Source organism: Bacillus sp. TCT6 (genome assembly GCF_056033845.1).
Genome location: NZ_JBVYHX010000005.1, coordinates 1 through 10,538, shown reverse-complemented (window position 1 = coordinate 10,538; position 10,538 = coordinate 1). Strand labels below are relative to the sequence as shown.

11 protein-coding genes and 1 pseudogene are annotated in these 10,538 nt (G+C 31.0%); 7 read left to right on the top strand and 5 right to left on the bottom strand.

What is annotated here, in order from left to right; all coding sequences use genetic code 11:
• Positions 1–363: 363 nt before the first annotated feature.
• Positions 364–513, bottom strand: coding sequence for a hypothetical protein (locus AC0ONG_RS30155; RefSeq protein ID WP_474205371.1), 150 nt, complete (start codon positions 511–513; stop codon positions 364–366).
• A gap of 597 nt (positions 514–1,110) precedes the next feature.
• Between AC0ONG_RS30155 and AC0ONG_RS30150 the strand changes: the two genes are divergently transcribed.
• The 7 genes from AC0ONG_RS30150 to AC0ONG_RS30120 all read left to right on the top strand — a co-directional run bounded on the left by AC0ONG_RS30150 (position 1,111) and on the right by AC0ONG_RS30120 (position 6,495).
• Entirely contained in the window at positions 1,111–2,346 is a 1,236-nt protein-coding gene (locus AC0ONG_RS30150; protein ID WP_474205369.1) for a plasmid recombination protein, read from the top strand.
• Positions 2,347–2,606: 260 nt separating this feature from the next.
• Entirely contained in the window at positions 2,607–3,245 is a 639-nt protein-coding gene (locus tag AC0ONG_RS30145) for a MarR family transcriptional regulator (protein WP_000170177.1), read from the top strand.
• A gap of 617 nt (positions 3,246–3,862) precedes the next feature.
• Positions 3,863–4,423: a helix-turn-helix domain-containing protein gene (locus AC0ONG_RS30140; RefSeq protein ID WP_098909371.1), complete on the top strand. Its 561-nt coding sequence runs from the start codon at positions 3,863–3,865 to the stop codon at positions 4,421–4,423.
• A gap of 183 nt (positions 4,424–4,606) precedes the next feature.
• Positions 4,607–4,987: a DUF3796 domain-containing protein gene (locus AC0ONG_RS30135; protein ID WP_081143345.1), complete on the top strand. Its 381-nt coding sequence runs from the start codon at positions 4,607–4,609 to the stop codon at positions 4,985–4,987.
• Positions 4,956–5,156, top strand: a complete 201-nt coding sequence (locus AC0ONG_RS30130) for a helix-turn-helix transcriptional regulator (RefSeq protein WP_000172689.1) — start codon at positions 4,956–4,958, stop codon at positions 5,154–5,156. Before AC0ONG_RS30135 ends, AC0ONG_RS30130 begins: the two co-directional genes overlap by 32 nt.
• 372 nt (positions 5,157–5,528) lie before the next feature.
• Positions 5,529–6,137 (top strand): DUF3967 domain-containing protein, encoded by a 609-nt coding sequence (locus AC0ONG_RS30125; protein WP_474205365.1) that lies wholly within the window; start codon positions 5,529–5,531, stop codon positions 6,135–6,137.
• Positions 6,138–6,297: 160 nt separating this feature from the next.
• Positions 6,298–6,495 carry a hypothetical protein gene (locus AC0ONG_RS30120; protein WP_474205363.1) on the top strand — a complete coding sequence of 66 codons (198 nt, stop codon included), beginning with the start codon at positions 6,298–6,300 and terminating at the stop codon, positions 6,493–6,495.
• A gap of 213 nt (positions 6,496–6,708) precedes the next feature.
• Here AC0ONG_RS30120 and AC0ONG_RS30115 read toward each other — a convergent pair whose 3' ends face one another.
• The 4 genes and pseudogenes from AC0ONG_RS30115 to AC0ONG_RS30100 all read right to left on the bottom strand — a co-directional run bounded on the left by AC0ONG_RS30115 (position 6,709) and on the right by AC0ONG_RS30100 (position 10,052).
• Positions 6,709–7,515, bottom strand: a complete 807-nt coding sequence (locus AC0ONG_RS30115; protein WP_474205361.1) for a CsxC family protein — start codon at positions 7,513–7,515, stop codon at positions 6,709–6,711.
• A 645-nt stretch (positions 7,516–8,160) separates the two neighbouring features.
• Positions 8,161–8,253 (bottom strand): annotated as a pseudogene (locus AC0ONG_RS30110) (tyrosine-type recombinase/integrase); the annotation flags it as partial.
• Positions 8,254–8,370: 117 nt separating this feature from the next.
• Positions 8,371–9,069 carry a CsxC family protein gene (locus AC0ONG_RS30105; RefSeq protein ID WP_474205359.1) on the bottom strand — a complete coding sequence of 233 codons (699 nt, stop codon included), beginning with the start codon at positions 9,067–9,069 and terminating at the stop codon, positions 8,371–8,373.
• Positions 9,070–9,479: 410 nt separating this feature from the next.
• Positions 9,480–10,052: a tyrosine-type recombinase/integrase gene (locus tag AC0ONG_RS30100; RefSeq protein ID WP_474205357.1), complete on the bottom strand. Its 573-nt coding sequence runs from the start codon at positions 10,050–10,052 to the stop codon at positions 9,480–9,482.
• Positions 10,053–10,538 lie beyond the last annotated feature (486 nt).

The following is a 10,538-nucleotide window of genomic DNA, read 5'->3' as shown; positions in this document are numbered from 1 at the left end:
ATGAACATACAATAATGGGAACTTTGAAGATGGTATGACATGAAAATAGTATTTCTCTCATATGCAAAAAAACCTAGCAATTGCTAGGTTTTTTGTTTTTTTATTGTCTTTTAACAACGACCCATAAATCAGGTAATACAGATATTGCTGAAGCGTTACGAAGCATAACAGCCATAACAAATGGATAACTACTATGAGGTGCAGATGTTACTGCATATACATTCTCTACTGGGTTAGTACTAAAGCCGCCACTTATAACTTGTTCATTAGGCGATGCAGTTAATCGAAAGTCTATGGTTTCACCAGGTTGTATGTTTACTACATTAAGCCAGGTATATCGTACGAAACCATCTTTTAAATCTTTTATATATCTGTCCCCGGCATGTTTGTAGTTAAATCAATACGTCTACTAACTGGTCGTGCATGTTCTTGATTATATATTGTGTTTGGTGTTGGTTGATAATTCCAATTATTTGTGTATGGGGATTGATTGTATTCGTAATAGTTATTCATTTAATCAGCTCCAATAGAAATATTTAAAACTATGATCTATTTTATTTTTACACATTTAGATAAGAAGATTGTCTTTGATTAATTGGGTGTATTTTCCAATGAATTATATATTATTAGTTATAGTTTTAAGATTAATATATATAATTAGATATTTGAAAGTCATTGTTGATTTTAAGTAATTAATAATAGATAAAAATAGCATTTGGTGATTTGTCAACGGTAAGCGGACGAACGTAGCAAAGCGAAGTGAAGGAGCATTAAGGAGTTGACATATTCACTACACCAAGACCCTCTTGTGGTTGTCAAAAGGTACCCTTTTGACCCTGCCTACTGGCGAGGGAGCCCCTCAAGGATTTGAGGGGTTGGGGAGTTCGATGGATGGGGGCTGGGGAAGAGTTCCCCAGTGGGTTTGGGCAAAGCCCAAGGTTTGTTTTTCCCATGCTGTGCATGGGTCGGCGAAGCCGAACAGCGTCGCAGACCCCTATCAATTTTGATGCGTTAGCGTCAAAATACGTATAGGGTTACGTCAATTGACACAATTTCGTCGCCTTGCTAGACTAATTGTATCAATTGATCTAGAGGAAGTGGTGGTACTTTATGTTGTTTTCTATCTCATTTAATCAATCTCACCAAAGTTCATTAAGCCATAATAACAGAGAAAACATTCATGGGAATCCTGGCATAGATTCATCCAGGTTAGAAGAGAATATCTACTTTGTTCAAAAGGACATTCGAAGTGTATACAAGGATGTCTTTCAAGAAGCAGTAAATAAGTATAACGAGAAACAAAAACGTAATGATCGCAAAATTAAGGATTATTATGACAAGATAAAAAAAGATACAAAGACACATGAGCAACGAGAATTGGTTGTAGCGGTTGGAGAGGGTAAAGATGACCCAAAGTATAGGAAAGCTAAAAAAGAAGCGTTAAAACAGTATGCGGAGGCGTTTCAAGGGCGAAATCCAAATCTAGCAGTCTATAATATGGTTTTACATGATGATGAAGCAAATCCGCATTTACATATTAACTATGTACCGAATTTCGAAAGTAGTCGAGGATTAACGAGGCGTGTCGGAATGGATAGAGCCTTGCAACAACAAGGCGTACAAGGAAAAGGAACGGAGCTAATTGCGAATTGGAGACAATTAGAAACGGCTTATATTGAATCTTTAGCTAAAGATCAAATTCCAAATTTTGAACGTGCCAATGTGGGTACACATAAATATATGAAAGTCCGTCAATACAAGGAATATGCTGAAGCTGTTTCTAACATAGAGAATCAAATTACAGAGATAAGTAAGAGATTGCCGGATAGCAAGATTACGCTAAAGCCCAAAAAGAAAGAGATTAAGACGGAGGTAAAGCCGAAATTAATTGGTAAACCTGAAATCATTGAAAAAGAAACAGGTAATTATGTTTTTTCACCAAAGCAACTCGAAAAAGTAGAAGAATTGATAACTGCAGCAGTCACTGTAAAAAAAGATTATGAGCGTTTGCAAAATACGGATTTGGTAAAAGAAAATAGGGAATTGAATCGTCAAGTCAATAGTTTGTATGATTCTTTAAAAGAATCTCAAAAGATAAATTTAGATTTGAAAGAGGAAAATAGAAAGTTACATACTGAAATAGGCTCATTAAAAGCTCATATAAAGGATTTGAAGGAGAATATAAGAGTTTTGTATCAACAGACGAAAAAAGCTTTTAAAGAGAGATTTAAGGTATTTAGAGGGATTATTAAAAATGAATTTGATAGCAAGGGAATAGATAATCAATTTGAACGTGAACATAAGAGAGAAATAAGCAAACATTGGGATTTTGATAGGGAAAGATAGGATTGATAATGATGAAAGCATTGAATTGTATGAGTTTGAAGAAGAAAAAGAGGATCGAATGTTGTGCTTTTGTAAGAGATGGAAAGCTTTAACAAGGTGTTTCATGTTATTATAAAGAAAGACATACAAACGAGAAAAACCGCCCATGCTTTGGTCGGCAGGCGGTTTTTCATAATAAGGTTGGAATCAACCAATATATATTCTATATACATTCTAACATATAAAAGTTGATTCCTTCCACTAAGGGAGAGAATTATTTTATGACAAAAGTTGTAGATTTTGGACAAGCTGAAAAAAAAGCGAAAATAAGAGATAGCAAGATTGATAGTATTTATGACCAATTGCAAACTGGTGGTTATTCGGAAGAAGAAAGAGCTATGCTTTTACAGATGTTAAGTAAAATGTCTGGTGGGGAAGAATATTTCATAGGTAAAAAGAAAAAGCCTACAGATCGGGTGAGATTTGTGCAAATTATAATGGATAATATAGATTATTTGATTGAAATAGGTTATTTAAGCAGTAAGGAAGAAGCTTTTTTATTCAAATTAACTTCATCTGTAGAATTTAAAACCAATGTTCTTGTAGAACGTGAGACAAATAATCCAGCATCACCTACATATTTAGCTGAAAAGTTTAAAATGACTCGTCAAAGTATTTCTAGTGTTATGAATGGTTTATTAAAAAAAGGAGTATTAGCAGTTGCACAATCAGGTGTTACAACTGAAGATGGACGAGTTTGTACTAGTCGTACATGGTTTGTAAATCCAAATGTTATGTGTTGCTCTCCTAAAGATGGAATAGACAAAGCAACTCAACATATCTTTAGGGATTCATTAAGAAATTTTAAAGTTGAAGATCAAGGAAAGAAAAAACATAAATTACCGATTTATTTATTTTAAAAGAATGCAAAAATTTTCTTGCATTCTTTTTTTTGTTTTTATTTTCCTTTTTTTAGGTGTCACTTTTTTTTGACACTGGTGTCACTTTTTTTTGACACCCTACCTTCTATAAAACCTTGATATTACTGACTTTCTTTACTTTGCCCTTCTCACTCTTATATATAGGGCTAAAAGTTCCGCAAGGAACGGGTTGTATTTTTGAGAAGATCACTCAAAAATCTCCACCCTCAATATCAAAAAAGTCGTTTCGTTAATCCTCACCTAAAGGCTATCGCCTTTTCTTTTTGATATTGTCCTTGCAAAACTTTTTTCGGCGGGTTTTTAGCTTTCGCCAAGCCGAACAGACCAAAAACGGGGTTAAGTTGCTCGACTTGGATCAGCAATTATACCCGCCGAACCGCTAGTTCTATCGATTTAAATAATAAGCTTATTCCATATTCAGTTACGTTAAGTTCTTGGGGGCTAGCCCCCAAACCCCCAGCCAGCACTCACACCCAAAAACAGGGGGAAATAGCATGATAAAACATTTTTACATAGTAAAATCATGCTATTATAAAGAAATTTGGTAGTCTTTAATCAGCCTTTAACTTAATCTCAGATTTAAGGGAGATGTATAGATGAACATTGGTAGACAGATACAATATTTTCGTAAACGGGATAATATGTCCCAAGAAAAGTTAGCAGAGAAAATTCATGTTTCCAGACAATCTATTTCTAACTGGGAAAATGAACGAAACTATCCAGATATTCATAATTTACTAATGATGAGTATTCTTTTTAATGTCTCCCTGGATGATTTAGTTAAAGGAGATGTAAAGATCATGAAAGAAGAACTTCAAAAATCAACTTTCTTTAAGTGGAGTTACATCATGTTAGCATTAATGATTCTACTTCCTATTTCTATTGCACCTGTATTTTACTTTTTTGGTTATTACGGTCTTATAATACCTGTGTTACTTACGATTTTGCTTATGCTTTCATCGTCGAAGCTTGAAAACTTGAAAAAAGAGCATAATTTAAAAACTTATCGTCAAATAATTGATTTTATAGAGGGAAAACCTATAAGTGAAGTAAAGCCTAATATAAAAGACAAATTATTAAAAATAGGCTTGATGCTTGCAAGTGCTTTAATTAGTTATAGTTTGATTTATTTAGGATTGAGTGTATTTGGAAGATAACTTAGAAAACTATTAAAAGTCCTCCGGATTGTTTAACTGGAGGACTTTTAATAGTTTTCGAAAGCGGAAGTTAAAAGTATTGGTTTGAAACAAAGATATAAAGTTTCAATTCCTTTTTATTTCGCTCTTTATGTGATATATTTATAACATAAAGAGCGAAATATATCACAAAGGAGAATTTATATGAAAAATAAACTAGCTTACTTAGGATTTATTGGATTTCTAGGGTTTTTAGGTCCTCTTTCATTTTTAGGTGAAACTTCATTTACATATTACTTTTTCGCTTTCTTTTCTTTCTTTTTATATGCAAAAGTTATACCAGATGAACTTTTTATTCTACATGTTCGCATTGCTGCCACAAAAGCATTTTTCGTATCATTAGTATCAGGTGTTTTATTAATCTTAAGTATTGTTATTTTTGGAGATATACATGTAATTCGATTATTCGTTGCACTTGCAGTTGGAATACCATTAGTTACTTTTGTAATTAATTTAGAAATATTTGAACGTAGAGAAAAGAAAGGGATGCAGGATGACGTTGATTACTCGGATGAAAGAATATAGGGTAAAGTTAAATATGTCTCAAGGAGATTTAGCTAATAAGGTTGGAGTTAGAAGAGAAACAATTGGTAATCTCGAAAACGGAAAATATAACCCTTCATTAAAATTGGCTTACGATATTGCAAAAGTTTTAAAAGCACCTATTGAAGTGTTATTTTGGTTTGAAGATTAGTTTAATTCTAGTACAAGCGAATACAAGAGAAAAAATGATGAATGTTCTATTCATTCTCGGTTAACATAACGTCCTATTATCGGTAGCAAATCATTTGATAGAATCCTTGTATGTACAGGGATTCTAGCGATTCCCACTATTCTTTTTTTGTATAAAATCTTGTATAAATAAAAAAAGATTTTGATGTGGTTATTAATGAGTATTCAATTTTAAAATTGAGGTGTGTTCCTAAGAGTGGATCTGTAATAAGAACTATACAAATTAACCATGTAAAGATTATGAGAGTTAAGAATTTGAAACAAGTGATACGTGAATTATTACGAAAAAGGGTATATCATTGCTATAGCGAATATATTTTTGAGGTGAGACGCTATGAAGACGCTATATAGTCCTGGCGACGTGGCAGAGCAATTAGATATCCAATCTAGTACATTACGTAAGTATGCTGATGTACTAGAAAAAGAGGGTTATACTTTCATAAAGAATGAACGTGGACATAGGAAGTATAGAGAAAGTGATGTAATGGTGTTTCGTAAGGTTATAAACTTAAAGAACGACACAGAAATGACATTAGAAAATGCTACAAAGCAAATAGTATCATGGCATCAAGGTGTTGAAGTATTGCCATTAGAGCGACATGAAGTTGAGCGCTATGAAGAACCTAATTTCAACGCTACACCGCTACAGGCGATGATTCAAGAGCAAAAAGAGATCATTGAAAAACAAAATTACTTACTACAAGAATTAAACAAACGTTTAGATGAACAAGACCAGCGATTCACACAAAGAGAATCGGAATTATTGAGCGCTATACAATCGCTACAGGATTCCCAAAAGCTTATAGCGGCAAATAATAGCGAAGACATGGCGAAGAACCAAGGCCGCGATGAAATGCTCATGCAAACAATAAGGGAAGTCCAGGAAGTTAAGAAGATGATTACAGCAAGTAAAGATAAGAAATGGTATGAGTTTTGGAAATGATTTTTTGAAATTTGATTAATTATTTTTCGCCACCTTTAAAAAATATAGAAAAATGAATATAAAAGTAAAGCTTAGGGTCATACGAGAACCCTGAACTTTTTTGGATACTACTGATAATCGGATTTTATGTGAACTAAATCTTAGGAAGAAGGAATTGAAAATGAATAAGAAATGTCCTAATTGTGGTTTTAGAGAAATCAGGCAAGATTCATTAGATGTCCAAGCATATTTAAGACTTATTAGTACGAATAACCTTTTAAATCAATTTTCAAGTGTGATTGCTGATGTTTGCACTGAGTGTGGTAACATTTTATCTATGAAAGCAGAACATCCAGAGTATTTTAAAGTAGATAAATAAAAATTACTGATAATACAGATTATGTGAATGAAAAATACCTTTAGAAGGAATATCTGAAGGTATTTTTTTATAGATTTTGAGATACATTGACTGCTGATAATATAATGTTATGTAAATAAAAGAAAGGGAAATTTTTTAGGATTCCTCTTTCTTTTATAATGCATGAAATGTGAAAAATAATTGATTTATTTTAAAAATATTACTTTTTTTATTTTATCCAATTTGTACTTGTTGAGTTTGTAATACTTTCAAAGTAAGATCAAGAACAATTTTTTCACGTAGTTTGTCAAATTCTTTCTCAGGATATTGATCATAATATTTATCTTGATATTTATCTTGATATTTATCTTGATATCTATCTTGATTTCTGTCCTGATATTCATCATGTTTTGAATAATGATGAACATCATATGATGAATAATCAAGTTCATAAAATTCTGCACTAATTAATTCACAATATGGTTGTTCATTATAGAAAACATTATTTTCAAAGAAGTATTTGTCTAGACGAGGAACATCATTCTTTTTCGGATTAATGAAACGAGCTTTATTTTCCGAACCAAAAGCTATAATTGGGAAAGAAAGAAATTCATCAGCAGTCAAATCAGCAAAACCAGAGAATCGAACTTTTGCAATTCGATCATGAATTACGCCATTGCAGTATTTAGCAGCGTATTCAATATTTTTACGAATATAACCTTCTACAAACAATTTTGCTCTTGTTACTTGAAAATATCCTGTTTCATTAATTGGTTCATATTCAACAGGTACTAGTTTACATTGTGTTAAAAATACATCTTTTAACACTCTTTTAATTTCCACTGCTGGTGGAGAAAGTGGAATTTCTGCTTCTACTACAATTTGAAGTGTTCTTTCTGCTAATACAACTGGAATTTTAATTCTTGGATTGTTTGTAAGAACAGGCGTTGCCTCAGTATCACTGAGTGGAATCCGCGATTCTGATTTAACCTTACAATCCTTATTTTTATTATTATCTTGTTTATATTCTTTTTCACTCAATTTGAAAAAGCCTCCTTTTAGTTTATGTTTTGAGTGTGCTTATACTTTCTTTAACATGCTATGGAGTGTATTTATATGTGTGAGGGCATGTATAATAGTGATTTTTCTCATTTTTAAATAAAAACATAGATTATAGTAATAAAATCTATGTTTTTATTATTTGATTTTGTGTAGCATATATTTTTGTGGAAGTATTGTTAGACTCTTTTATATTAAAAAAATAGGTAGTACTAAATAAAATTCATTAGAACTATTTTGAATAGGAGAGCATATCTTATAGTGTGGAATAAGCATTGGACACTTGTTTTACACTCATAAATTTAGTCTCTTTGAAAGGAAAGGGAATCTATTAGTAGATCCCTTTTTTACATTAAATAGATTCAAAATGTTATTTATTCTTTTTTATAAGATTAATATACTTATTTTTTTGAAAGAAATAATATGAGTATATAAGTCTAATTAATCACATAAAAATTATATATATTAAAATAAAGATATTAAGAATAAACAAAAAGATATTCAGTATGAATATCTTTTTGTTTATTCCATGAGTTGTTTGTCGGAGAGAACATATTTGCCATTATCGATTTTATTTTATGAAATTATTTTTTAAAAGGTGTATGTAATTTGGGATTTTTTGATTTAACTATTTACGCTGGCAAAGTCTCCGGCTTTTTGCAATTGTCGATAAGCTTGGATCTTACTAATGGGTTTGTCTCCTTTTCGAGAAGGAAATATTTAGATAAGTTTCACTCACTTTTTTCATTTTATTTTATAGTTCCCTTTAGGAGAGGACTAACAGATATTGGTGTTTTTTTAGTAGGTTGGTTTGAAAAATAAGAAGTTTTCTTTGTTTTAAATTTGTACTTGTTGTATTTGTAAAACTTTTAAATCAAGGTTTAATACAATTATTTCACGAAAAGTATTAAATGGTTCCTTTAAGTTTGTTAGACAAGGGGAAAAGTCTAATCCAACAAGTTGAGTACTGACTAATTCGCAATATGGTTGTTTGTTATAATAAACTGTATCTCCGAAGGAACATTTTTCTAAATGTGGTAAATCACCGTTTTTAGGATTAATAAAATGAAATGTAGTATCTGAGGAAGAAGCTATTAAAGGTAAAGATAGAAAATCATCTTCTATTAGATCTGTGGAACCGGAAAATGGAACATTTACAATAGAATTATATATAATTCTATTGTATTCATCATATACATACTCAATACTTTTATTGATATACCCTTGTAAAAATAATTTAGCTTTTGTAACTAGGTTGTAATTTGTACCTGGTATTGGAGTAAATGCTAGAGGAACTAAATCACTTTGTGTCAAAAATACGTTGTTTTTTAAGATACGCTTAATTTCAATTGCTGGAGGATCTAATGAAATATTAGATTCTACAACAATTTGAATTGTTCTTTTGGCTAATATAACTGGCATTTGTACAAGCGGTGTTTCTGTGGTAACAATGGGTGTTTCAACTTTATTATTTAATGGTGTTTGAGTTTGTCCTACCACCTGACATGATGTATTAATTGGACGTTGTTTACTCATGTTACTTAGACTCCTTTTTAAAATTACTTTAGATTTTTAAAACTGTTCAATGTTAATGTATTAATTTTTTTCATTTATGTTATTCGTATCAATTTAATTTTTTAATAATATATAAAGATAATTAAATTTAAAATAATTGTGGAATAGGTCATGTATTTACTTTTATTCCTATATTCAATTTATAGGGATTATAAATATCGTTTTGTCTATTATGAGTACACCCTAATCATCCATCTATTAGCTACTGAAAACACTTTGTTCCAACTGTATGATTAGGATGTATGATAATAAGTTGAAAAATAACAAGGAAATCCATGATTATAAGTATGGTTGAAAATAAATGTATGACTAATACTCAAAATTACATGTATCTAGGCTGTACCCTTAGATGTCGTTTTTTTTGATAGATTTTAAATATGGAAATTATCAAGTATATTGTCTTTTTCTTCTTTATTAATTCCAATGTATTTTAGTGTGATTTGGGGTGTACTATGATTTAGAATTCCTTGCAACATAGCAACATCTTTTGTTTGTTTATAGAACCAATAGCCGAAGGTTTTGCGCATGGTGTGGGTACCAATGGATTCTACGCCGGCAAAATCTCCGGCTTTTTGCAATTGTCGATAAGCCTGGATCTTACTAATGGGCTGATCTCCTTTTCTTGAAGGGAATAACCAGGTATTTTCTAGTGATTGGGTATACGAATAGACTTCATCAAAAATAGAAGTAAGGTTAATCATGCGTTCTTTCTTTGTTTTTCCTTCTTTGATTTTGAATTCTTTTCTCTTTTTTCGTTTTAATTTTATTATGGTTTGTGTTTCGAGTTGGAGTAGATCACTTACGCGTAATCCAGTATGGATGCCGATAAGAAAGAGAATATAGTCTCGTTCGGAACAATGACGCTTGAGGGCCCATTTCATATCTTCAATCTGTTCTTTACTACGGATAGGTTGGACATCAATGAGATGTGTTTTTTTATTCATGGATTCATGACCTCTTTATTTATAGTGTTTTGAATGTATACTTTTGTTATGTATTTTGAGGATATCAGGATAATCGGTGAGAAGTCAATGATTAAGGGAATTTTAATGTAAACTAATATTTAAAAGTTTACATTGGAACTTTTTATTATTAATTGTATAAAATATCGTGAAATTAAAAGTGTATTAAGGTGAAAAATGGTATTTTTTTCAGATAAAAAGCCTAGTAAAAACTAGGCTTTTTATTTAACTTGTTTATGTTCTATATAGGTTAGCATCAACAAGACGCGAATTTCATATGCTAAGAAGTTAGTAAAACATTTATTAAAGAGTTTTACATATTAACACTTTTTTAAATCCAACGTATAATGCAATGAGCATTTACAATATAGTCTTGGCCGTTGTTAAAAAGAAAACCTACAGCAATTGCTGTGGGTTTTCTTTTAGTAAACTTTTATTCAAAATTTTATATTCGAACTGATTATAAAA

Coding starts and splice junctions, on each gene's coding strand:
- AC0ONG_RS30155 (WP_474205371.1), bottom strand. CDS start 513: ATGAATAACTATTACGAATACAATCAATCCCCATACACAAATAATTGG.
- AC0ONG_RS30150 (WP_474205369.1), top strand. CDS start 1,111: ATGTTGTTTTCTATCTCATTTAATCAATCTCACCAAAGTTCATTAAGC.
- AC0ONG_RS30145 (WP_000170177.1), top strand. CDS start 2,607: ATGACAAAAGTTGTAGATTTTGGACAAGCTGAAAAAAAAGCGAAAATA.
- AC0ONG_RS30140 (WP_098909371.1), top strand. CDS start 3,863: ATGAACATTGGTAGACAGATACAATATTTTCGTAAACGGGATAATATG.
- AC0ONG_RS30135 (WP_081143345.1), top strand. CDS start 4,607: ATGAAAAATAAACTAGCTTACTTAGGATTTATTGGATTTCTAGGGTTT.
- AC0ONG_RS30130 (WP_000172689.1), top strand. CDS start 4,956: ATGACGTTGATTACTCGGATGAAAGAATATAGGGTAAAGTTAAATATG.
- AC0ONG_RS30125 (WP_474205365.1), top strand. CDS start 5,529: ATGAAGACGCTATATAGTCCTGGCGACGTGGCAGAGCAATTAGATATC.
- AC0ONG_RS30120 (WP_474205363.1), top strand. CDS start 6,298: ATGAATAAGAAATGTCCTAATTGTGGTTTTAGAGAAATCAGGCAAGAT.
- AC0ONG_RS30105 (WP_474205359.1), bottom strand. CDS start 9,069: ATGAGTAAACAACGTCCAATTAATACATCATGTCAGGTGGTAGGACAA.
- AC0ONG_RS30100 (WP_474205357.1), bottom strand. CDS start 10,052: ATGAATAAAAAAACACATCTCATTGATGTCCAACCTATCCGTAGTAAA.